The organism is Ensifer sp. SL37 (genome assembly GCF_026672675.1).
Classification (GTDB): domain Bacteria; phylum Pseudomonadota; class Alphaproteobacteria; order Rhizobiales; family Rhizobiaceae; genus Ensifer; species Ensifer adhaerens.
In genome coordinates this window covers 167,667-190,294 of sequence record NZ_JAPPRN010000001.1, presented here as the reverse complement: position 1 = coordinate 190,294, position 22,628 = coordinate 167,667, and the positions used below count along the sequence as shown (strand labels likewise).

24 protein-coding genes are annotated in these 22,628 nt (G+C 63.3%); 15 read left to right on the top strand and 9 right to left on the bottom strand.

Going from position 1 to position 22,628, the window contains the following annotated elements:
- Positions 1 to 26: 26 nt before the first annotated feature.
- The 5 genes from ku to OVA00_RS00940 all read left to right on the top strand — a co-directional run bounded on the left by ku (position 27) and on the right by OVA00_RS00940 (position 3,793).
- Complete coding sequence (ku, locus tag OVA00_RS00960; RefSeq protein ID WP_034799645.1) at positions 27 to 911, top strand: non-homologous end joining protein Ku; 885 nt, start codon at positions 27 to 29, stop codon at positions 909 to 911.
- Positions 911 to 1,993 (top strand): tetratricopeptide repeat protein, encoded by a 1,083-nt coding sequence (locus OVA00_RS00955; RefSeq protein WP_112772181.1) that lies wholly within the window; start codon positions 911 to 913, stop codon positions 1,991 to 1,993. The genes ku and OVA00_RS00955 overlap by 1 nt, the downstream gene beginning before the upstream one ends.
- A gap of 1 nt (position 1,994) precedes the next feature.
- On the top strand, positions 1,995 to 2,636 hold the full coding sequence (locus tag OVA00_RS00950) for an alpha/beta hydrolase family protein (RefSeq protein WP_268087707.1): 642 nt from the start codon (positions 1,995 to 1,997) through the stop codon (positions 2,634 to 2,636).
- Positions 2,637 to 2,649: 13 nt separating this feature from the next.
- On the top strand, positions 2,650 to 3,423 hold the full coding sequence (gene xth / locus OVA00_RS00945) for an exodeoxyribonuclease III (RefSeq protein ID WP_268087706.1): 774 nt from the start codon (positions 2,650 to 2,652) through the stop codon (positions 3,421 to 3,423).
- Between the two features lie 163 nt (positions 3,424 to 3,586).
- Positions 3,587 to 3,793, top strand: a complete 207-nt coding sequence (locus OVA00_RS00940) for a TOBE domain-containing protein (RefSeq protein ID WP_034799649.1) — start codon at positions 3,587 to 3,589, stop codon at positions 3,791 to 3,793.
- A gap of 58 nt (positions 3,794 to 3,851) precedes the next feature.
- Here OVA00_RS00940 and tsaA read toward each other — a convergent pair whose 3' ends face one another.
- The 4 genes from tsaA to OVA00_RS00920 are packed head-to-tail and all read right to left on the bottom strand — an operon-like array spanning position 3,852 to position 7,237.
- Complete coding sequence (tsaA, locus tag OVA00_RS00935) at positions 3,852 to 4,373, bottom strand: tRNA (N6-threonylcarbamoyladenosine(37)-N6)-methyltransferase TrmO (protein ID WP_192444862.1); 522 nt, start codon at positions 4,371 to 4,373, stop codon at positions 3,852 to 3,854.
- Positions 4,348 to 5,172: an ABC transporter ATP-binding protein gene (locus OVA00_RS00930; protein WP_268087705.1), complete on the bottom strand. Its 825-nt coding sequence runs from the start codon at positions 5,170 to 5,172 to the stop codon at positions 4,348 to 4,350. The genes tsaA and OVA00_RS00930 overlap by 26 nt, the downstream gene beginning before the upstream one ends.
- Positions 5,169 to 6,176: a FecCD family ABC transporter permease gene (locus OVA00_RS00925; protein ID WP_268087704.1), complete on the bottom strand. Its 1,008-nt coding sequence runs from the start codon at positions 6,174 to 6,176 to the stop codon at positions 5,169 to 5,171. The genes OVA00_RS00930 and OVA00_RS00925 overlap by 4 nt, the downstream gene beginning before the upstream one ends.
- Positions 6,177 to 6,199: 23 nt before the next feature.
- On the bottom strand, positions 6,200 to 7,237 hold the full coding sequence (locus OVA00_RS00920) for an iron ABC transporter substrate-binding protein (protein WP_060601338.1): 1,038 nt from the start codon (positions 7,235 to 7,237) through the stop codon (positions 6,200 to 6,202).
- Positions 7,238 to 7,462: 225 nt separating this feature from the next.
- Between OVA00_RS00920 and OVA00_RS00915 the strand changes: the two genes are divergently transcribed.
- The 10 genes from OVA00_RS00915 (at position 7,463) to OVA00_RS00870 (ending at position 17,951) form a co-directional block, all read left to right on the top strand.
- Entirely contained in the window at positions 7,463 to 9,232 is a 1,770-nt protein-coding gene (locus OVA00_RS00915) for a cytochrome c biogenesis protein DipZ (protein WP_268087703.1), read from the top strand.
- Positions 9,233 to 9,241: 9 nt separating this feature from the next.
- Positions 9,242 to 9,982 (top strand): peptide-methionine (S)-S-oxide reductase MsrA, encoded by a 741-nt coding sequence (gene msrA, locus OVA00_RS00910; protein ID WP_268087702.1) that lies wholly within the window; start codon positions 9,242 to 9,244, stop codon positions 9,980 to 9,982.
- 181 nt (positions 9,983 to 10,163) lie between these two features.
- Positions 10,164 to 10,358 carry a hypothetical protein gene (locus tag OVA00_RS00905; protein WP_060530346.1) on the top strand — a complete coding sequence of 65 codons (195 nt, stop codon included), beginning with the start codon at positions 10,164 to 10,166 and terminating at the stop codon, positions 10,356 to 10,358.
- Positions 10,359 to 10,421: 63 nt separating this feature from the next.
- Positions 10,422 to 11,747, top strand: a complete 1,326-nt coding sequence (locus tag OVA00_RS00900) for an acetamidase/formamidase family protein (protein ID WP_246810390.1) — start codon at positions 10,422 to 10,424, stop codon at positions 11,745 to 11,747.
- Positions 11,748 to 12,075: 328 nt separating this feature from the next.
- Positions 12,076 to 12,873: an SDR family NAD(P)-dependent oxidoreductase gene (locus tag OVA00_RS00895; RefSeq protein WP_268087701.1), complete on the top strand. Its 798-nt coding sequence runs from the start codon at positions 12,076 to 12,078 to the stop codon at positions 12,871 to 12,873.
- Between the two features lie 82 nt (positions 12,874 to 12,955).
- Positions 12,956 to 14,299 carry an epoxide hydrolase family protein gene (locus OVA00_RS00890; RefSeq protein WP_268087700.1) on the top strand — a complete coding sequence of 448 codons (1,344 nt, stop codon included), beginning with the start codon at positions 12,956 to 12,958 and terminating at the stop codon, positions 14,297 to 14,299.
- 53 nt (positions 14,300 to 14,352) lie between these two features.
- Positions 14,353 to 14,991 carry a VOC family protein gene (locus tag OVA00_RS00885; RefSeq protein ID WP_060530350.1) on the top strand — a complete coding sequence of 213 codons (639 nt, stop codon included), beginning with the start codon at positions 14,353 to 14,355 and terminating at the stop codon, positions 14,989 to 14,991.
- Positions 14,992 to 15,079: 88 nt separating this feature from the next.
- Entirely contained in the window at positions 15,080 to 16,021 is a 942-nt protein-coding gene (locus OVA00_RS00880; RefSeq protein ID WP_192445861.1) for a GlxA family transcriptional regulator, read from the top strand.
- A gap of 154 nt (positions 16,022 to 16,175) precedes the next feature.
- Entirely contained in the window at positions 16,176 to 17,228 is a 1,053-nt protein-coding gene (locus OVA00_RS00875) for an alpha/beta fold hydrolase (protein ID WP_112772192.1), read from the top strand.
- A gap of 306 nt (positions 17,229 to 17,534) precedes the next feature.
- A complete protein-coding gene (locus tag OVA00_RS00870) occupies positions 17,535 to 17,951 on the top strand; it encodes an organic hydroperoxide resistance protein (protein WP_268087699.1) in 417 nt (138 codons plus the stop codon).
- A 188-nt stretch (positions 17,952 to 18,139) separates the two neighbouring features.
- Here OVA00_RS00870 and OVA00_RS00865 read toward each other — a convergent pair whose 3' ends face one another.
- The 5 genes from OVA00_RS00865 to OVA00_RS00845 all read right to left on the bottom strand — a co-directional run bounded on the left by OVA00_RS00865 (position 18,140) and on the right by OVA00_RS00845 (position 22,536).
- Positions 18,140 to 19,468 (bottom strand): sensor histidine kinase, encoded by a 1,329-nt coding sequence (locus OVA00_RS00865; RefSeq protein ID WP_268087698.1) that lies wholly within the window; start codon positions 19,466 to 19,468, stop codon positions 18,140 to 18,142.
- Entirely contained in the window at positions 19,465 to 20,205 is a 741-nt protein-coding gene (locus OVA00_RS00860; protein WP_034799675.1) for a response regulator, read from the bottom strand. The genes OVA00_RS00865 and OVA00_RS00860 overlap by 4 nt, the downstream gene beginning before the upstream one ends.
- Positions 20,206 to 20,443: 238 nt before the next feature.
- A complete protein-coding gene (locus OVA00_RS00855) occupies positions 20,444 to 20,683 on the bottom strand; it encodes a tautomerase family protein (RefSeq protein ID WP_060530353.1) in 240 nt (79 codons plus the stop codon).
- A gap of 64 nt (positions 20,684 to 20,747) precedes the next feature.
- Positions 20,748 to 21,461 (bottom strand): SDR family NAD(P)-dependent oxidoreductase, encoded by a 714-nt coding sequence (locus OVA00_RS00850; protein ID WP_112772195.1) that lies wholly within the window; start codon positions 21,459 to 21,461, stop codon positions 20,748 to 20,750.
- 142 nt (positions 21,462 to 21,603) lie between these two features.
- A complete protein-coding gene (locus OVA00_RS00845; RefSeq protein ID WP_060530355.1) occupies positions 21,604 to 22,536 on the bottom strand; it encodes a LysR family transcriptional regulator in 933 nt (310 codons plus the stop codon).
- Positions 22,537 to 22,628: the final 92 nt, after the last annotated feature.

Below are 22,628 nucleotides of genomic sequence, written 5' to 3'. Positions count from 1 at the left end.
TGCGTTTGGCCGCGTAGGAGACATCAATGGCGCCCAGGGCAAGTTGGAAAGGTTATCTCAAACTCAGTCTCGTCAGTTGCCCCGTCAGGCTCTATCCGGCGACCAGTTCGAGCGAGCGCATCAGCTTCAACCAGCTGCACAAGGACACCCACAACCGGATCAACATGAAGCCGGTCGATCCGGAACTCGGGCTCGTCGAGCGCTCGGATCTGGTCAAGGGCTACGAATACGAGGACAAGAAATATATCATCATCGAGGACAGCGATCTCGACAGCGTCAGGATCGAATCCAATCACACGATGAACATCGAGGCCTTCGTCGATGAAGGCTCCGTCGACGTGATCTACCAGGACGCGCCCTATTATCTCGCGCCCGACGGCGCGATGGCCGAGGAAACCTTCGTCGTCCTGCGCGAAGCGCTGAAAAAGAGCGGCAAGGTGGCGATCGCGCGCCTGGTGCTTTCGAGCCGTGAACGCGTCGTGACCATCGGCGCGCGCGAAACCGGAATGTTCGTCTGTACGCTGAGAAACCCGAGCGAAGTGCGCGGAACCGCTGAATATTTCGGCAATGTACCCGTTGGTCATCCGGACCCTGAAATGCTGCAGCTTGCCGAAGCCTTGATCCAGCAGAAGATGACGGTCTTCGACCCGAAGAACTATGAGGATCGTTATGAGATCGCGCTGATGAAGATGATCCGCGAGAAGCTCAAAGGTCATAAGCCGATCATTGCGGCAGCCCCTGAGCGCGGCAATGTCATCAACCTTATGGATGCGCTGAAGGCGAGCCTGTCGCAGTCGAAGCCGCCTGCAAAGAGCAAGCCCAAGGCCGAGCCGGCAGCCAAGCAAACCACCAAGGCGGCAGCGCCAGCCAAGCGGACGGCGGCAAAGCCGGCCGCGAAGAAGAAAGCCTGATGGCTGTTGCAGGCCAGACATTCGGTATCGTCGGGGCGTTGTCGGCCTTCCCGCGCCGGCTTGTGGCGCGCGAGGTCGAGCGCCAGCACGGCCACGTGCGTCGCGGCGTGACGCGCCAGACGACCTATCTGGTGTTCGGCCGCAGCCTGCTTGCCAAATCGAGCGAGGCGGAGATCGAAGCCCGTTTCGATGCCGAACATTCGTCCGGGCGGTGGCTTATCAGCGAGAACGGCTTTCTTCGCCTTTTGGGGTTGATGTCGGTGCCAGCTGCGTCCGCGCTTAGTCGCCAGTCGCTGATCGATCAGGCGAGGCTCTCGCCGCGCATCTTCGACTTGCTCTCCCTGTTCGACGCTTTCGAGCATGACAGCGAGCCCTACTCGTTCCGCGACCTCATTCTCGCCAGGAAATATGCCGAGCTGATTGCCAGCGGCGCGAGTTGGACTGCGATCGCCCGGTCCGTTCATCGCTCCGGACCGGTCGCCTCGTTGACGGCGCTTTCGCTGCACCACGGTGGCACCGATGCGATCTATGCCCGCAGCGCCGAGGGCCTGAGCGAGCTGAATGGGCAATTGCTCTTCGATCTCGACACACCCGACGATGCCGCCCTGGAAGATCTCTTCGATCTGGCCGAGGAGGCGGAAGCCAATGGCGACTACCTGGAGGCTGCGGCCTTCTATCAACGCTATCTTGCCATGGACCGGACGGATTCGGTCGCGGCCTTCAACCGCGCCAATTGCCTGAAGGCAGCCGGACGGGAGCTAGATGCGGCCCATGATTACGCCCGCGCCATCAAGCTCGATCCATCCTTCGTCGAGGCCTGGTTCAACCTCGCGGGGCTGATGAACGAACGGGGGCGGATCGACGCCGCGCGCAGGCATCTCGGGAAGGCGATCGAGATTGACGGCGACTATGCCGACGCCGTCTTCAACCTGGCGAAACTCGAATTCGATGCCGGCGATCTCGCGGAGGCGAAGCGTTGGTGGACCCGCTATCTCGAACTCGATAGCGATAGCGAATGGGCGCGAACGGCGGAGCGCGGCGTGCAATATGTCGACCTGCAGAGCCGCCCGAGAACAGGCTGATATGGGCGACAAATTTCTCTTCGACGGACCCGACGATGCCGCGGTCACCATCCTTCTTGCCCATGGCGCCGGCGCGCCGATGGATTCGGCTTCGATGACCGCGACCGCAGGGACGCTTGCGACGGCAGGCTTTCGCGTTGCACGCTTCGAGTTCGGCTATATGGCGGCAAGGCGCACCGTTGAGGGGCGCAAGCCGCCGCCTCGCGCCGACACGCTCAATCCGGAATATCTCGCCGCCATCGAGGATCTGGACGTCAAAGGCCCACTTATCATCGGCGGCAAGTCGATGGGGGGACGCGTCGCGAGCATGATCGCCGATCCGCTGCATGCGGCCGGCAGGATCACCGGGCTGCTCTGCCTCGGTTATCCCTTCCATCCGCCAGCCAAGCCCGAGCAACTGCGCACCAAGCACCTGGCCGGCCTCAAGACGCCGACGCTGATCTGCCAGGGAGCCCGCGACGAATTCGGCACGCGCGAGGAAGTGCAGAACTACGTGCTTTCCGATGCGATCGAAGTCCTGTGGCTCGAGGACGGAGACCATGATCTCAAACCGCGCAAGAGCATTTCCGGCTTTTCGACCGCCGATCATTTAAGGACCTTGGCCGATGCGGTGGCAGCCTGGGCTGCCCGGCTGACACGCTGATCCGATCGCCGGAATGAAGATCGCCACCTTCAACATCAACGGCATCAACAGGCGGCTCGACAACCTGATCGCCTGGCTGGGCGAGGCGGAGCCGGACATCGTCTGTCTGCAAGAGTTGAAGGCGCCCGATCGCCAGTTCCCGCGCTCGGCGATCGAAGCGGCCGGCTACGGCACCGTGCGGCAGGGACAATCCGCGTGGAACGGTGTGGCGATCCTCGCCCGAGACAGCGAGCCGGTGCTGACCCGTGTCGGGCTCGACGGCGACCCGTCGGATGCCGAGGCGCGCTATATCGAGGCTGCCGTCAGCGGCATCCTGGTCGCCTGTATCTACGCGCCCAACGGCAACCCACAGCCAGGCCCCAAGTTCGTCTACAAGCTTGCCTGGCACGAGCGTCTGGCCAAACATGCCGCCGAACTCTTCGCCCTCGATCTGCCGGTCGTGCTTGCCGGCGACTACAACATAGTTCCGGAGCCGCGCGACATCTACCCGACAACCTCCTACGACGACAATGCGCTGGTCCAGCCCGAAAGCCGCGCCGCATTCGGCGAACTTCTCGACCAGGGCTGGCTCGATGCGCTGCGCAAGATCCACCCGACGAACCAGCTTTTCACCTTCTGGGACTATCGCCGGAACCGTTGGCAGCGCGACGCGGGGCTTCGGCTCGATCATATGCTGCTCAGCCGCAAGCTTTCCCGCAAGCTTACCGGTGCCGGCATCGACCGGGAGGTTCGTGGCATGGAGGGTGCGAGCGATCATGCGCCGGTGTGGATCACGCTCCGCGATTGACCTGACAATGCTGCGGGGAAACTGCACGTCCATGCGCGACGGTGATACTGTTTCGCCTCGAACGCCGCTATTCGCAGCCGCGATCCGGGCTAAACCCCGTCTGGCCTAGCGGCTGAATGCGGTGACCGCGACATTCAGCCTGGTCAACACGAAGGAGAACCGCATGAAAATCAGCGCGCGCAACCGCCTCAAGGGCAAGATTGTCGAAGTCATCAAGGGCGCAACCACCGCCCATGTCCGGATCGACGTCGGCGGCTCGATCGTGACTGCAGCGATCACCAACGAGTCGGTCGACGAACTTGGCCTGAAGGTCGGCGGCGAAGCCTACGCGGTCATCAAGGCCTCGGATGTCATGGTCGGCATCGACTGATACGCTTGCGGCAAGGGCGCGTGGATCGACCGTCGCGCCCTGCCAAATCGCGACCGGATCACGCCTTCTGGCAGTAATGCGCTTTGCCGTCGCCGGTCTCGAAGTCGCCGCGTTGCGGCGGCGCAATCGGCTTGAACAGCGTCCGGTCGGGCTTGAGATCGATGAGTGGCGTACCGTCGAGGCAATCAAGGCCGCGCACGAGAAGGCTCGAGCCTTCCACGGCTTCGAGCTTGACGATCGAGGTGCCGATCGGGTTCGGCCGAACCGGCGAGCGCAGTGAAAATGTTCCGTGCACTTCGCCGTTGCTGGCTGGGCTTTGCAACACCAGATCGCGCCGCGAACGGTCGAGCCAGTAGAGGATTTCCAGCCGCTCGAACGCCTCCACGCCTTTCAGCGCCAGGACCCAGGGTTCGAAGATTTCGATACGGCAGACAGGGCCGTCATGCCGACCCTGGCAAGGGGTTTCCATGCGCGAGGTCCAGGGCGTGGAAATGCGGCCGATAAAGACGAGACCGGCGTCGGTTGCCGCGGGCGGTACCACGGCCACCTCGTTCTCACGGATTTCGTTCTGGCGGACCATGGTCAGTTCCTTTCCTTGCAGAGGGGGTGGTGAGGCGCGGCGCACAGAGACGGGCGTCGCTGCCGTCGATCGAGCCGATCACCACATCGATGTCGTAGAGTTGTTTGAGAGAGGCGGGCGTCAACACGTCCTTGGGTAAGCCGAGCGCGCTGAGTTTCGAGGCGTGGAGAAGGGCGACGCGGTCCGCGACCAGGAAGGCGTGATCCGGATTGTGCGTCGAAAGCACGACCGAAAGCCCGCGTGCCGCCAGCGCTCGGACATGCGAAAGCACCCGCATCTGGTTGCCATAGTCGAGATTGGCGGTCGGCTCGTCCATGACGAGGATGGCGGGTTCCTGCGTCAGTGCGCGGGCGATCAACGCCATCTGGCGTTCGCCACCGCTGATCTCGGTATAGGGGCGCATGGCAAGGTGGGCCATGCCGAGGCCGCCAAGCGCTTCCATGGCAATCCGACGGTCGCGAGCGCCAGGCGATGAGAACGGCGCGAGGTGAGGGGCTCGCCCCATCAACACCACCTCCAGCACTGTAAACGGGAAAAGTGCCGCATGCGCCTGCGGGACATAGGCGATCTGCCTGGCGCGTTCGCGCCGCGACCAGGCGGAAAGCGGTCGTCCGTCCAGGATAATGTCTCCAGCCTTAACTGGCAGAAGGCCGAGGACGGTCTTGAACAGCGTCGTCTTGCCGGCGCCGTTGGGGCCGAGCAGGGCCAGCACCTCGCCGGACTCAAGCGACAGGGAGGCATTCTCGCCTACCGTGCGTCCGCCATAGCCGAAGGCGAGATCCCTGATGTCCAGCGTCATAGCCAGGCCCTCCGGCCGGAGGCGAGCAGCCACAGGAAGAAGGGCGCACCAACGGCAGCGGTCAGGATGCCGAGCGGCACTTCGATGAGCGCGATGCTGCGCGCCAGCATGTCGACAACAAGCAGATAGGCAGCACCAGATATCATCGAGGCCGGCAGCAGGCGGCGGAAGTCCGGGCCGACCAGCATGCGCGCAATGTGCGGGATGACGAGGCCGATCCAGCCGATGACGCCGCTGACGGAGACGGCCGCCGCAGTGATCAGCGTTGCCGCCGCGATCAGCAATGCGCGGGTAAGACGCGTGTCGACGCCCAAGGTCTGGGCTTCCTCGTCGCCGAGCGTCATCAGGTTCATGCGCCAGCGAAAAAGCACCAGCGGCACCAGCCCGATCAAAAGCGACGGCAGGATCGAAACGACGTCGAGACGCGTGATCGCAGTGAGGCTGCCGAGCAGCCAATAGGTGATCGCCGGCAACTGGTCATAGGGATCGGCGAGGATCTTGATCAGCGATATGCCGGCACCGACGAGGGCGCCGATGGCGATCCCTGCCAGAACGAGCGTCAGGGCCGGATCGCGTCCGCGGATTGCCATGCCGACGGCATAGACTGCGGCGACGGCGAGCAGCCCGCCGGCGAAGCTGATCGCCTGGATTGCCGGGACCGGCAGCGACAGAAAGATGCCGATGACGGCGCCGAGACTGGCACCGCCGGAAACGCCAAGGATATCCGGCGAGACGAGGGGATTGCGGAAAAGCCCCTGATAGGTGGCGCCGGCTGCGGCAAGTGCTGCGCCGATCAGGATCGCACCCGCCACCCGAGGCAGCCGCACGTTCCAGAGCACGGTTGAAAGAACGGGGTCGCTCGACTGTCCCGATAGGGCCGCGTGCAGCGCCCCGGCGATCTCCGACGGGCCGGCATATTTGCCGACCGACATCGACACCAGGGCGAGCAGGAGGAGGGGGCCGACGAGGAGCCAGAGATTGCCCTTGCGCCCGTCGGCCAGCATGCCCGATGTTTCCTGCCTCCTGTTCATTTCGAAGCCGGCACCGCCCCCTTCAGGAGCGTGGCCACTTGTTCGTCCGCCAGGTCGACCTGGTAGAACAGCTTGTAGAAATCGCGGGTCTCAGCCTTCAGGTCCCCCTTGAAGCGGTCGGGATAAAACAGCTTCTGCAGCCAGACGACGCCGATCACTCGGTTGATCGCAGGCGGCGAGTCGAACCAGCCGTAAGGCAGGGACGGCGCGGTGAAGACACGACCGGTCGTGATTGCCTTCACGTCGGCCCAGAGCGGGTCCTTCTTGGCCGAGGCTGCGAACTTTCCGCTTGCCGCGATGATGACGTCCGGGTTCCAGGAGAGGATCTGTTCGAGCGACACCTGGGTCAGGCTGCCCTTGCCGGCTGCCGCCGCGACGTTTTCGGCGCCGACGGCTTCCAGGATCTCGACATTGATCGAGCCAGAAAGCCCCGTTTCTAGCCCTTCCGGGCCGCGGCCATAATAGACGCGCGGCCTTTGATCGGCCGGTATCATGGCGAGACTGTCGTTCAGATCCTTGATCCGCTGGTCGGCATAGGTTGCGAGCGTTTCGGCGCGTTCGGCCACGCCAAGCAGCGCGCCGACGTCGCGCAGCGTCTTGCCGCTATCGGCGAAGCGTCCATCGATCAGCACGTAGGGAATGCCGGTCTGCGCCTGCACCTTATCGGCCAGCGAGCGGTAGGTGTCGTTGACGGTTCCAACGTCGAGGATGATGTCCGGCTTGGCGGCAAGCACCGCCTCGACGTTGGCGCTGCCGCCCTTGCCCGTGAGTTGGCCATAGGTCGGCAGGTCGCGGACCGACGGTAGCAGATATGCCTTTTGCTCCTCCGTCGGCTCGCGCACCCAGCCGGCGAGCTTGTCCGGCGCCAGAACATAGGTGAGCACCGAGGCCGGCGGGCCGGCAGCAAGCACGCGGGTGATGGTATCGGGAACCTCAACCGTCCGCCCGGCGGCATCGGTGATCGTACGCGCCTCGGCGGCGCCTGAGGCAAGGCCGAGCACGGCTGAGAAGATTATCGCAAGAGATTTCAACATGAAGGCCACGATAGCGAGAGGGATCGGTCAGGCCGCACTATGGCATGTCGTTATATTTCATGGAATATATTGATTGCGCGATTTGCGACGATCGGGAGCCACCCTGATGCACTGAGATACAATTCCGCTCCTGTCGGAAACATCCGCGATACGTCTCGATGGTCCTCTGCCGCACGTGACAAGCGATCTGTGCCTCGGGCATTGATCCCATGCGGAGAGACGGTGATGATCCTCTTTGTTGTAGCCTATCTTGCCGGCGTGCTGACGATCGTCAGCCCATGCATCCTGCCGGTGCTGCCATTCGTGTTTGCCCGCGCCGGCCAACCCTTTTCCACCAGCATTCTTCCGATGCTGCTCGCCAAGATCGTGACCTTTGCGGGTATCGCCTCGCTTGCAGCCCTAGGCGGCAACTGGGCGGTGCAGGCGAACGCCTATGGCCGCTACGCAGCGATCGCGATGCTCGCAGTCTTCGGCGTGACGCTGCTCTCGACGCGGGCTGCCGCCTTTGTGACCGGTCCGCTCGTGGAACTCGGCAACCGATTGTCGAGAAAGGCTGCGACCGGGGAGAAGGGCAGCATCGGCGGCTCGATCCTCCTTGGCGTTGCGACCGGATTGCTCTGGGCGCCCTGCGCCGGACCGGTGCTCGGTCTGGTGCTGACCGGGGCGGCGCTGAACGGCGCGAATGCGCAGACCACGCTGCTGCTTGTGGCCTATGCGGCCGGTGCTGCGACCTCGCTGGCGCTCGCCGTCCTGGCCGGCGCCAGAGTATTCGCGGCGATGAAGCGCTTCCTCGGCCTCGGCGACCGCATCCGCCAGGGTCTCGGCGTCGCGGTGCTCGCCGGTGTTGGCGCGATCGCGCTGGGGCTCGACACCGGTCTTTTGGCGCAGCTTTCCTATGCCAGCACGTCGGGCGTCGAACAGTCGATCCTCGATCGCCTGCGCAGCGGTGCTTCGCCCGTGGACGTCGCAAGCACCCGCATGACCCTTGCCGCAAAGGATACGCGACAGGCGGCCTATCGCAGCGACCTTCCGGTGGAAGGGCAATTTCCGTCGCTCGACGGCGCGGTTCAGTGGCTGAATTCGAAGCCGCTGACGCCGGCCGAGCTCCGCGGCAAGGTCGTTCTCGTCGATTTCTGGACCTATTCCTGCATCAACTGCATCCGAACCATCCCTTACGTTCGGGCCTGGGCGGAGAAGTACCGGGACCAAGGTTTGGTCGTCATTGGCGTGCACGCCCCCGAATTCGCCTTCGAAAAGCAGATCGGCAACGTCGAGAAGGCGGTGCGCGATTTCAAGATCACCTATCCGGTGGCGATCGACAACAACTTCGCCATCTGGCGCGCCTTCTCCAACAGCTACTGGCCGGCCCACTACTTCATCGATGCCGAGGGGCAGATCCGCTACACCCATTTCGGCGAGGGCGACTATGAAGGGTCCGAGCGGGTGATCCAGGATCTGCTGGCGGAAGCCGCCGGCAAGAAGAAGGCCGAAGACGATCTGGTGAAGCCGAATGCTAGGGGTGCCGAGGCCTCGCCGGACCTGGCACGCCTCGGATCCGGCGAGACCTATGTCGGTTATGCGCGTGCCGCAAACTTCGTCTCGCCCGACGGCGTCTCGGCCAACACGTCCGCGCGATACACGGTCGGCAAACCGGGGCTCAATGAATGGGGGCTGACCGGCAACTGGACGGTCGGCGCCGAAGAGGCACGCCTCAACGAGGCCGGCGGCGGCATCACCTACCGGTTCCGCGCGCGGGACCTGCACCTGGTGCTCGGCCCTGGCGCCGGCGGCAGGCCGGTCCCGTTTCAGATTACCATCGATGGGGTGGCGCCGGGCGCGGACCATGGCGCGGATATCGATGCGGCCGGCAAAGGTACCGTTACGGCGACCCGCCTTTATCAACTCGTCCGCCAGTCCGGAGCAGCCCGGGAGCGGACCTTCGAGATCCGCTTTCTCGCACCCGGCGCAGAAGCCTTCGTTTTCACCTTTGGATGAGAGTTTGCCATGAGTGACAATGAAAAACGGCGCGGGCGCACCTGGTCCGCCTTCACGCGACGCCTTCTCGTCGCCGCAACCATGGTCGGTGGCGGATTGATCTTCGTTCTCAACGGGCCGCCGTCGGCGGCACAGGAGACCAGGCCTGTGCCGATGGCGCTCCACGATATCGCGCCGACGGACGGCCGCCAGACGGCGGTCTTTGCCGGCGGTTGCTTCTGGGGCGTGCAGGCGGTGTTCCAGCACGTGGCCGGCGTCGCGAGTGTCACGTCAGGATACGCGGGCGGCAGCGCCGCGACGGCGACCTACGAAAAGACGGAGACCGGCGCCACAGGGCATGCCGAAGCGGTGGAGATCACGTTCGACCCGAAGCAGGTGAGCTACGGCAAGCTGCTCGAGATCTACTTCTCCGTCGCTCATGATCCGACGCAGCTTGGTGGGCAGGGACCCGATAGCGGACCGCAATATCGATCGGCGATTTTTCCGCGCGATGAAAAGCAGGCGAAGGTTGCCACCGACTATATCGCGCAACTGGATGCGAGCGGCGTTTTCAACCGCCCGATTGCGACGACCATCGAGGACGGGAAGACCTTTTACCCGGCCGAGGCGTATCACCAGGATTACGTCTACAACAATCCCGGCCAGCCCTATGTGGTCATCTACGAGAAACCGAAGATCGGCGCGCTGCATCGTCTGTTTCCGGGCCTCTATCGGCAGAAGCCGGTGCTTGTGGCGGACAGCGCTTCTTAGCTGATGAGGCGCCGTGAGGCGTCCCAGAGGACCGAGCCAGATCCGCCTTTTACAAAGGATACAGTTTCGCGGCCTGCTGCACACATCCGCGATACGCCCAAGAGACACTCTGGCCGCGAGCACGTTTCGAGCCTTCGGCGACGAAACGCCGCTGCTGACATCAATAACGGAAGGAGCCATCATGCGTATCTTCGCGACAGTTTTCGCCATCGCCGCGCTCGCGGCGGCACCATGCGCCTGGGATAGCGACCCGAGAGAACCCTCGCTTCTTGCCGCACTCGTCTCCGGTTCCGGATCTGCAACGGTTGCTGAGAAGGGAGCAGGATTGCTGCAAGAGGCGCCGCACGAGGAGTTTGCCGATCCGTTCTTCGACTGACGATAGTACCGCCGAGACGGGCGGCCCGAACCTTTGATGCCAATCAACCTGGAGGAAAGTGACATGCTGGAGAAAACGAGAGAGCGCCAGACGACCGGGGCTCGGACAGTATTTGTCAACGAGTTGACCAACGGGATACTCGACCCCGCCGAGCCGATGCTGGGGCCTGTCGCCGATGGCGGTGTCATCATCGCGAACACGGCGCCGGGATGTTGGGGGCCGATGATCACGCCGGAGATCCGCGGCGGACATGAGGTGACGCGCCCTGTGGCGGTCGCGGGCGCTGAAATCGGCGACGCCGTTGCCATTCGGATCCGATCGCTGATCGTCACGTCCGCGGCGACGGCCTCGGGCAACGACGAGGTGGTGGCTGGTCGCTTCAACGGTGATCCCTTCTGCGCGGCCGTTTGCCCGGGCTGCGGCACGGAATGGCCGCGCACGCGCGTGGAGGGCATCGGCCAGACTGCGATCCGCTGCGAGAAGTGCGGCGCGGACGCGACGCCCTTCATCTTCACCAACGGCTACACGATCGCCTTCGACGATGAGCGCCAGGTGGGGCTGACCGTCGGCAAAGCGACTGCCGAGACCTTTGCCACGGATGCGGAACGGCTGCTGGCCCTGCCGGACGGCTCGATCCAGCATCCGATCCTGACCTTCGCGCCAGCGGACCTCATCGGTGTTGCCACAAGGCTTCGGCCATTCCTCGGCCAATTGGGCACGACGCCATCGAAGGCGATGCCGGACTCGCACAATGCCGGCGATTTCGGCCAGTTTTTGACCGACGCACCACATGCTTACTCCCTGACCGCGGACGAACTCGTCCAGCATAAGACTGACGGCCACATGGACGTGAATACCGTGCGGGAAGGCGCGATCCTGATCTGCCCGGTCAAGGTGCCGGGTGGTGGCATCTATATGGGGGACATGCATGCCCTGCAGGGCGACGGCGAAATTGCCGGCCATACCTGCGACGTCGCCGGCACGGTGACGCTGGAGGTCCATGTCATCAAGGGGCTCAAGATCGACGGGCCGATCCTTCTGCCGGTGCTGGATGATGTACCGTTCCTTGCACGTCCGCTCGACGAGGCGGAACGCACGCGGGTGGCGGCACTTGCCCGCAAGCACGGTGTCCGAGAGGTGGAAGCTGACGCCCCGGTCACCTTCATCGGCACGGGCGCGAACCTCAACGATGCGACCACGAACGGGCTGGAGCGGGCGGCAGACCTGCTCGGTCTCAGCGTTCCCGAAGTGATGAACCGGGCAACGATCGCAGGTGCAATCGAGATCGGCCGCCATCCGGGCGTGGCGCGGGTAACGTTTCGTGCCCCGCTCAGCCTGCTCGACGCAAAGGGCATCGGCGCGTTCGCGCGCAGTCTCTACAATCTCTGAGCCTCCTGTATTTTCAGGGAGTTGCTTGCAGACGATAACGGGGCCGACGTCATGTCGGCCCCGTTTCGCTTTCTGACGCTAAGGCGCAGTGGCAGAAACCCCAGGGCATTTCGTATCGGTTTACCGCCGTCCGCGGCCGTTCAAACATTGCGATACACAGACGCCGCTTCCGAACACATCGCGGATACACAGCACACGCATGGTCACGGCGAAATTTGGTTCGCGTCCGCCCAGGCGGGTTATGTCCTGAAAAGACGGAATTATGACATTTGAGACGCGATCTTTCGGCCGTACCATCGAGGCTCCAACCCAAGCAAAGGAGCTTGAAATGAGCAAATCAAAAGGCACTGCACTGATCACCGGTGCTTCGTCCGGTATCGGCGCGATCTATGCTGACCGCCTGGCACATCGCGGATATGACCTCATTCTCGTCGCGCGCAACCGCGTACGCCTCGACGATCTAGCCCGCCGGCTGGCGGACGAAACCGGCCGCGCCATCGAAGTCGTCGCTGCGGACCTCGGCAACAGGGATGATATCAGGCGGGTCGAGAAGATCCTCGAAAGCGATGCGAGCATCACGATGCTGATCAACAATGCCGGGGTCGGCGCGACGGCGCCGCTGCTCGCCTCCGATGTCGACAAGATGGACGAGATGATCACGCTCAACGTCAGCGCGCTGACGCGGCTGACCTATGCGGTGGCACCCGGATTTGCGGCGCGCAGCACTGGCACGATCATCAACATCGCCTCGATCGTCGGCGTGGCGCCGGAAGTTCTGAACGGCGTCTATGGTGGCACCAAGGCCTTCGTCCTGGCCTTCACCCTGTCGTTGCAAAAGGAACTTGCCGACAAGAATATCCGCATCCAGGCCGTGTTGCCGGGTGCGACCGCCACCGATTTCTGGGGCATTGCCGGCACCCCCATCGAACACGTGCCGAGCGAGATCGTCATGCGCGCCGAGGACATGGTGGACGCGGCACTTGCCGGCCTCGACCAGGGCGAAGTGATCACTATCCCAGCGCTGCCGGATGCCGCTGACTGGGCAGACTATGAGGCCGCACGGCAGAAGCTGATGCCGAACCTTTCCAGGAAAACGCCGGCTGCTCGCTACCGTATCGGGAGCTAGCGCCCGCTCACCTTCCGGCAACCTCCCAACCCGGACTTTCGAGGCGGTTCCCCGCCTCGCCAATCGAACCAGGAGAATGATGATGTTCAGACGTTCCATGCCCATTGTCCAAAACCGCCGACTGGCCGCCTTGGCATTGTCGGGCGCGATCGCGATCCTGCTTCCTCCGCTCGCCGCTCAAGCGGCGGGCGTGTCCGCCGGCGGCGACTTCCAAATCACGTCGGCTGCCAAACCGGCCACGGACGAATCCATCCGCCCTTTCCAATTCCACGCCAGTGATGCCGCACTTGCCGACCTCAAGCAGCGCATCGCGGCGACCAAGTGGCCGGATCGCGAACTGGTGGCGGACGGCACCCAGGGCGTGCGGCTTGCCACCATGCAGAAGCTCGCCGACTATTGGGCAACAAACTACGATTGGCGCCGCGTGGAGAAGACACTCAACGACCTGCCGCAGTTCGTGACCAACATCGACGGCGTTGACATCCACTTCATTCACGTGCGCTCCAAGCATAAGAACGCGATGCCACTCATCGTCACCCACGGCTGGCCGGGCTCGATCATCGAGCAGTTGAAGATCATCGATCCCCTGACCAATCCGAACGCGCATGGGGGCACGGAAGCCGATGCTTTCGACGTGGTCATCCCCTCGCTTCCCGGCTACGGCTTCTCCGGCAAACCGACGGAGCGCGGCTGGGACCCTGTCCGGATCGCGCGCGCCTGGGCAGTGCTGATGCAGCGTCTCGGCTATTCCCATTACGTCGCGCAGGGTGGCGACTGGGGCGACGCTGTTACCGAGCAGATGGCGCTGCAGCAGCCGGCGGGCTTGCTCGGGATCCACACCAACATGCCGGCGACCGTGCCTGACGAGATCCAGAAGAGCCTCGATGCCGGCCAGCCGGCACCAGCGAACCTTTCGGCCGACGAGCGCCGCGCCTATGAGCAGCTCGACTTCTTCTACCGGAACGGGCTGTCCTATGCGCAGGAGATGAGCAAACGTCCGCAAACGCTTTATGCGATTGAGGATTCGCCGATCGGGCTTGCGAGCTGGATGCTCGACCACGATGCCCGCAGCTACGAGTTGATCGCCCGCGTCTTCGATGGCAAGCCGGAAGGGCTGACGCGCGATGACGTGCTCGACAATGTCACGCTCTACTGGCTGACCAATACCGCCGTGTCGTCGGCACGGCTCTATTGGGAAAACAAGCTTGCCTTCTTCCAGCCGAAGGGCGTGCAGATCCCGGTGGCCGTCAGCGCCTTCCCGGACGAGCTTTATCAGGCACCAAAATCCTGGGCGGAGAAGGCATTCCCCAAGCTCATCCATTATAATCGTCTCGCCAAGGGCGGGCACTTTGCAGCCTGGGAACAGCCGCAAGCCCTAGTCGACGAGTTGAGGGCTTCATTCAAGTCACTGCGTCAACCGAGCTGACAGGAAGAGGCGTGCGAAAGCGCGCCCCACCGTCGCAACAAAGGAGAAGTGTCATGACAGGTGCAGATAGCAACAACAGAGCACCATCGGTCGATCTGAAGTTCGAGGTCGCCGTCATTCCGGTCGCGGATGTCGATCGCGCCAAAAATTTCTACGGTCGCCTCGGTTGGCGGCTCGATGCCGACTTTCCCGTCGGCGATGCGTTTCGCGTTGTGCAGTTCACTCCCCCGGGCTCGCCGGCATCGATCCACTTCGGCACCGGGCTGACCTCGGCTACGCCCGGTTCGGCGAGCGGCCTCTATCTGGTCGTTTCGGATATCGAAGCCGCGCGTGCGGAACTCGTCGAACGGGGCGCCGAGGTCAGCGACATCTTCCACCGCGAGGGCCCCGGAAAGCCAGCGATCAGCGGACGCGATCCCGCGCGCCGCAGCTACCGCTCCTATGCCACCTTCAGCGACCCCGACGGCAACGGCTGGCTGCTGCAAGAGGTGACCGAACGTCTGCCCGGGCGTGTGGATACCGAGGTGACGGACTTTGCTTCCGTCGGTGACCTTGCGGCGGCCCTGCGTCGCGCTGCCGCCGCCCATGGCGAGCACGAGAAGCGCAACGGTGGTGAGCACGACCATAACTGGCCGGATTGGTATGCGGCCTACATGGTGGCCGAACATGCGGGCAAGCCGCTTCCCGAATGAGCGCCGGCCATGACCGTCGCGTTTCCTCCATGGCGTAAATCTGCTATAAGCGGCCATTCCAGACAGAGTCGGACAGGGGTGGTGTGAGATGCACAGGATCGGCTACGTCGTCTTTCCGGGATTTCAGCTCATGGGGTTCGCGGCGGTCACCGCCTTCGAGATCGCCAACCTGACGCTTGGCGAACCAGCCTATGCGATCGAGTTGCTGTCGGAGGCCGGCGGCGAGGTCAAGGCGTCCGCCGGCTTCGGCGTGCTCACGAAGGCCTTCGACGACGCGGTCTATGACACCGTCATGTTCGGCGCGGGCACCGTGATCGAGCCGGTAACGCCGGGACTCGCCGCCTTCGCGCGCCATGCCTTGGAGGTCTCGCGCCGGGTGGCAGCCCCTTGCACAGGCGCCTTCATGCTCGCCGAGTCAGGACTGCTCGACGGTCGTCGCGCCACGACCCATTGGGTGTTCGCCCGTCAACTGCGCGAGCGATTTCCCGAGGTCAAGGTCGAGGAGGATCGTATCTTCATCGTCGATGGCAGCGTGTGGACCTCGGCCGGCATGACGGCAAGCATTGATCTCGCGCTGGCGATGATCGAGAAGGACCATGGCGAGGATGTCGCCCGTCAGGTGGCACGCAAGCTCGTCGTCTATCACCGGCGCGCCGGCGGCCAATCGCAGTTTTCCGCCCTGCTGGAACTCGATCCGAAGTCCGACCGCATTCAGAAGTCGGTCAATTACGCCAAGGCGAACCTGCGAAACGTCCTCTCGGTAGACGAACTCGCGGATGCCGCAGGCTTAAGTGCGCGCCAGTTCAGCCGCGCCTTCCGTTCGGAGACCGGCCAGTCGCCGGCAAAAGCGGTCGAGCATCTGCGGGTGGAAGCCGCGCGGCTCCTGATGGAGCAGGGGCGTCACTCGATGGACGTGATTGCCGAGCAGACCGGTTTTGCCGATAGCGACCGCATGCGCCGGGCCTTCCTGCGCACGCTCGGGCAGCCGCCCCAGACGATCCGCCGCAATGCACGCGAAGGCGTTGCCTGACAGCAATAACCTGCCTTGAAAATGCGATTGTATCGCCGTGTATCCAGCCCCTGCCGTTTCTACACGTGCTTTCAATAGGACGCCGCCAAGCACACGCCCCAGATACACCAGCACTCCATTCGTGATGCCAGTTCAGTTCCCCGGAGGGTAGTCAATGTCGGACGAAATCAACCACCCGCGCCGTCGTTTCATCGGCGCAATCGCACTCTCGTTGGCGGCAACGCAGTTCGCATCGGCTGGTGCGGTCAGAGCGCAAGCGGGAGCCGGTGAGGCGCCGCGCCTACCGGCCGTCGCCCCGGGCACGAACAAGTCCTTCCCCGTCCTCAAGCAGATCGATGCGGGCGTGCTCAACGTCGGCTACGCCGAACTTGGCGCCAGCGATGCTCCTGCCGTGATCCTGCTGCACGGCTGGCCCTATGACGTTCACACCTATGTGGACGTGGCGCCGGTGCTCGCCAATGCCGGCTATCGCGTCATCGTTCCCTATCTGCGCGGCTATGGCACGACCCGGTTCCTGTCTGCCGACACTCCGAGGAACGGCCAGCAGGCTGTGATCGCAACGGATATCATTGCCCTGATGGACGCGCTCAAGATTGAGAAGGCGGTCATCGGCGGCTGCGACTGGGGTGCGCGAACCGCCAACATCATCGCGGCCCTGTGGCCCGAGCGCTGCAAGGCGCTGGTCTCCGTCAGCGGCTATCTCATCGGCAGCCAGGAGGTGAACAGGAAGCCGCTTTCGCCGCAGGGCGAACTTGCCTGGTGGTACCAGTTCTACTTCGCCACCGAGCGGGGCTATGAGGGCTACAAGCAGAACCGAAAGGAATTCGCCCGGCTGATCTGGAAGCTTGCCTCGCCCAAGTGGAACTTCGACGACGCCACTTTCGACAGGAGTGCCGAGGCGCTTGAAAACCCCGATCATGTCGATATCTCGATCCACAACTACCGTTGGCGGCTCAGCCTGGCCGAGGGGGAAGCACAGTACGACGACCTCGAAAAGCGGCTGGCGCAGTTCCCTACCATTACCGTCCCGACCATCACGCTTGAGGGCGACGCCAATGGCGCGCCGCATCCCGATCCCGCCGCCTACGCCAAGCGTTTTTCCGGCAGATACGAGCATCGGCTGATTGCCGGCGGAATCGGCCATAACCTGCCGCAGGAGGCGCCGCTCGCTTTTGCCGAGGCAATTGTCGCCGTCGATCGTTTCTAGTTTTTCTCCCGCAGATTGCGTGGAGGCGCGGGGATCCGGTTCGCCGGCCCCGCGTTTTTTTTGTGCGCGGTGATTGGAGACAGGGCCCGCCGGATGCGGCGCCGCGTCATGCTGGTGTGGCGCAATGGGCGACAACCACTTTCGGATGGGCTTCGTATCAGCGTGTATCGGCGCCGGCGCCTGGCGGGTTTCCATACATTTTCGGGCGTCGGTGAAACATTCGATACATCTTGAGGGCGCCAGATGCGTCTCGACAGTCGCAGGGCAATCGGGCCCGGACGGCAAACCTGTCGAAAGGAAAACACCATGAGCGCAGCTGAAAAGGTACTCTACACCGGCAAGACCCACACGACCGGCGGCCGCGACGGCGCTGCCCGCAGCGACGATGGACGTCTGGACACCAAGCTTTCCACGCCCGGCAGTTCCCGTCCGGGGACGAACCCGGAGCAACTTTTTGCCGCCGGTTGGTCCGCGTGTTTCATCGGCGCGATCGGTCTGGTGGCCGGCCAGTCGAAGGTCGCGCTTCCCGCCGACGTCGCCGTTGATGCCGAAGTGGATCTGCTGAATCGCGACGGCGGCTACTTCCTGAAGGCACGGCTGAATGTCAGCCTACCGGGGATCGACGCCGACGTCGCGCGTCGGCTCGTCGATGCCGCGCACCAGACCTGCCCCTATTCCAAGGCGACCCGGGGGAACATTGACGTGACGATCAATCTCGTCTGATCAGCACTACCTCTTGTCACCTCCGGAGCGGCGACCGTCAGGGTCGCCGCTCTTTTGCATCGGCCATGGGCGTGGCCGAGCCCGGCAAGCTTTGTCTTCTTGAGCTTTTGATCTCAATCGTGACATTAGGAAAATAATATATGCGATTGTTTTATATCGCATTATACGGCGTTTTATGAAACTCCTCTCTACTGAGGGCGGATCACCAGCTCGCCCAAAAGGCCGCCGCCGTCACGATTGCGCAAGGTCAGAGACGCGTTGATGGAGACTGCCAACTGCTGGGCGATGGCGAGACCAAGTCCGGTCCCGCCGGTCTCGCGATTGCGGGAATCCTCCAGCCGGACGAAGGGTTTCAAAACGGCGCCCAGTTGATCATCCGGGATGCCCGGCCCGCGGTCGAGCACGCTGATAACCACCGTATCGTCAGCAAGCCGCCGTGCCTCGATCTCGGCGCTGCCTGCGAATTTGAGCGCGTTGTCGACGAGGTTGGTGAGAATGCGCCTGAGCGCCTGCGGCCGGGTTGTGACCGTGCCGCCATCGATATCGCTGGCGCTGACGGACTTGCCGGTGTCCTGATAATCGTAGACGAGGCTTTCAATAAATGAGGCGAGGTCGACGCGCGTCGATTTCTCGACATTGCCGTGGGCGCTGCGGGCATAGGCAACGCCTTCTTTCACCAGGCTTTCGATCTGGCCGAGATCCTGGATCAGCTTCTCGCGATCGGCGAAATCCTCGGCCATCTCCGCGCGCAGTTTCATGCGGGTGATCGGCGTCTGCAGGTCGTGGGAAATGGCTGCAAGGATCTGGACACGTTCTTCAAGATACTGGGCGATGCGGTCGCGCATGGCATTGAAAGCGGTTGCCGCATAGGCGACCTCCGTCGGGCCGGTCTCACTGAGCCGCGGCGTGTTGCGGTTTGGGTCGAGCGTGTCGGCCGCTGCGGCAAGGTTGACGAGCGGGCGGACGGCCTGCCGCATGGCAAACCAGCTGCAGAAAAGCAGAAGCGCGAGTTGCGCCAGCAGCACGTAAGGCAGCCAGTCGGCGAGCGGCATGACCCCCTTGGGATAGACGTCGATCGTCAGCGGCGAGCCGTCGCTCAATGTCAGATGCGCCTGCACGTGGCGGCGATCGCCAGGGATCGTCTCGACGGTGACCGGATATTTCGGGCCGGTCGCGCGCTGGATGTTGGCGGAAAGCTCCGCGGTGGCCGGATCGACCGACGCGTTGCCGGGCACGCCCGGTCCGAGAATGAAGCCGTAGTTGTCGCGGCTGAGGCGCTTGAGCCAGGAGGCACGCTCGTTAGCGGGCAGGCGGTCGAGGATTGCGATCGAGGTCGCTATGTCGTTTTCGAGCGTGTTGAACATGACAGACTTGGCTGACATGTAGCGCTCGAAGAACAGAACTGTGAACGACATCACATGTGCGATGGCGAGGCCGGCCAGCAGAATAACAAAGAGCCGCGCCCTGAGCGTGCGCGGCCATAGTCGAAAGCCTCTTTCAGCAGCGTTCGCGGTCATTCGCGCGCCTCCACGATCTCGATCGGCACCGAGAAGACATAGCCTTCGCTGCGCACCGTCTTGATGTAGGCCGGCTCGCGGGCGTCGTCGCCGAGTCGCTGGCGGACCCGGCTGACGAGCAGGTCGATCGAGCGGTCGAAGAGATCGGCCTCGCGGCCTTGCGTGAGATTGAGCAGCTGGTCGCGGTTGAGCACGCGCTGGGGGTGGTCGATGAACACCTTCAGCAGCCGATACTCCGCTCCGCTCAGCGCGATCACGGTGCCATCAGCATCGATCAGGTGCCGCGCCGTCGTGTCGAGCTTCCATCGGCCGAAGCGCAGCAACTGCCCGGCCTCCGAAATCTGCAGGTTGGGCGGCAGCATGCGCGCGCGCCGAAGCACGGCCTTGATACGGGCCAGCAGTTCGCGCGCGGAGAATGGCTTGGAGAGATAATCGTCGGCACCCATTTCGAGCCCGAGAATGCGATCCATCTCGTCCGAGCGGGCGGTCAGCATGATGATCGGGATCGCTTTATGCTTGCCGGCGCGCAGCTCGCGGCTGAGCACCAACCCGTCGTCGCCCGGCATCATCACGTCGAGGACGATCAGATCGACGGTATCGCCTTCGAGGAAGCTGCGCATCTGTCGCCCGTCGGCGACCGCGGTCGCGCGCAGGCCGTTTTTCTTCAGGTAGCTCGACACGAGTTCCCGGATCTCTCGGTCGTCGTCGACAATCAGCACATGGTCGATATGCTCCATCGAGCAAACTCCTCAAGTCGGTTTGGTCTTCGCATGGTGCCGCCGCTTCTGGGCGAGGGGGCTGTGCCACTTGCTCTGTCTGGTTGACGCTCTGGATATGTCGTCGGTGTGTTCGCAACATCCAGACTTGCATGCGAATGTAATGCAAGCGCCTGCAGATACATTTCGACACAATTTCACAAAGGAAACCCGCCGCTTGCTGTCAAGCGGCGGGTCGTGGGAACTGTGGCTGATCGCGTCAGGCTTTAGCTTTTGCAGCAATCTGCGCGCGATACTGGGCGGTGGGCAGGCCGCCCCAGCCCCAATTGTCGAGGTCGACTTCCTCGATGACCACATAGGTCGATTCCAGCGGCTTGTTGAGCACGTCGAGCAGCACTTGGCTGACGCCTTTGATGATCTCGGCCTTTTCCTCCGCCGTCACCGTTTGACGCTCCGGCGTGGTGCCCTCGCGGGTCACCTGAACTGTTACGATCGGCATTGCCGTCTCCTTTCTGGAACTTGATGGCACCCAAGGTGCCGCGTTTGTTTGGAGAGTTACGGGCCTACCAGCGTCCGGCGTTCTGGCCGCCGTCCACATGCAGGATCTCGCCCGTTACGAAGCCGGCACCCTCCAGGTAGAGAACGGCGTCGACGATATCGCGGATCTCGCCCATTCGTCCGACCGGGTGAAGTGTCGAAAGCGCCGCATGCGTTTCCGGCGCGTGCATCGGCGTCTTGATGATGCCGGGCGAAACCGCGTTGACGCGAATTCCTGAAGTCGCGAATTCGATCGCGAGCGCCTGGGTTACCGAATTCAGGCCGCCCTTGGTGATGGAGGCGAGCGCGGCGGGCACGCCGGCGATCGGCTGGTTGACGAGGCTGGTAGTGATGCTGACGATGTGGCCGGAGCCCTGCTTCAGCATCTCGCGGGCGGCGTGCTGGGTAATATGGAAGAAGCCGGCGACATTGACGCTCATGTTCAGCTCGTAGTCTTCCTGGGTGAAGTCCGTGAACGGCTTGGCGGTGAAGACGCCGGCATTGTTGACCAGGGTGTCGATGCGGCCGAACCGTTCGAGGCCCTGGCGCACGACGCGCTCGGCGGTCTCGGGATTTCCGATATCGCCTGCAACGGCGAGGATGCCAGCGTCCGCGCTCTCCCTAATCGAGCGCGACGTGGCGATGACACGGTAGTTGCGATCGCGGTAGGCCTGCACCAGGGCGGCGCCGATACCCTGCGATGCACCGGTGATGATGGCGACCTTCTGTTCGTTGCTCATGGATGTGATCCTTCTTCGATTGCAACGGGCGTTCGTGCAGCCCGTCCTTCGCCCTCGGCGTTGGTGCAATCAGATTTAGACCCATCCGAGCTGTGGGAGAATTGACGATAATAGGCGGTCAATCAACCGAAATTCGGCATAATCAGTCAAGCGTACCAGCTTCCATCGCCATGCGTGCGAACTCGGTCCTGAGCCGCGGCAAGGCGAAATCCGCGAAGGCGCGAACTTTGGGAACCGACATGCGGCCCTGCGGTGCCAGAAGATGAACCGGCATCGGCGGATGCTCGGCATCGGCCAGCACGATCTTCAACTGTCCGTCGTGGATATGGCGCGCGACATGGTAGGAGTAGAGCCGGGTAAGGCCGGTGCCCGCAACGGCGGAATCGACCGCTGCGCGCACGCTGTTGACGATGTAGCGCGGCGTGAACTGTACCGTGCGCGGGATCAGCGAACCTTCGGCCGGCGTAAAGGCCCAGGAATCAAGGCCGAAATTGGTGAAGGCGACGATCTGGTGCTTGGCGAGGTCTGCCGGCTCGTCGATGCGGGGATGACTGGCGAGATAGCGTGGGGAAGCGACGACGACGCGCCTGATATCGCCGCCGATGCGTGTTGAGATCAGCGAAGAATCCGCGAGGTGCCCTATGCGCAGCGCGATATCGACGCCTTCGTCGACAAGGTTCACGAAGCGGTCGAGCAGCAGCAACCTGGCCGAAACCGCCGGGTAGAGATTGAGGAAGTCGTCGAGGATCGGGCGCAGCATCTCTTCGCCGAGGATCGGCGGCGAAGAGATCGTTACCGTGCCGCGCGGAGCCGCGCGCTCGCCGCCTGCGAGCATATCGGCCTCTTCGAGATCGACCAGCACCCGCCGGCAGGCTGCTGCATAGCGCTGGCCCGCTTCACTGAGTTTCAGCGAGCGGGTCGTCCGGTGCAGCAGTTCGACACCGACATGGGCTTCGAGCAGGTTCAGCGCGCGGCTGACGGCCGTTGGCGATCGCTTCAGCCGACGGGCCGCACCCGCAAGGCTGCCTTCGTCAATCGCCGTGACGAAGACCTTCATCGCATCGATACGATCCATTCTGCCGACTTTCGCAAGAGATGACGTCAATAAGCAAGAATTCGTCTGCAAGACGGCGGAAGTAAAGGGCCGACAGCACTGCATAGGAGAGT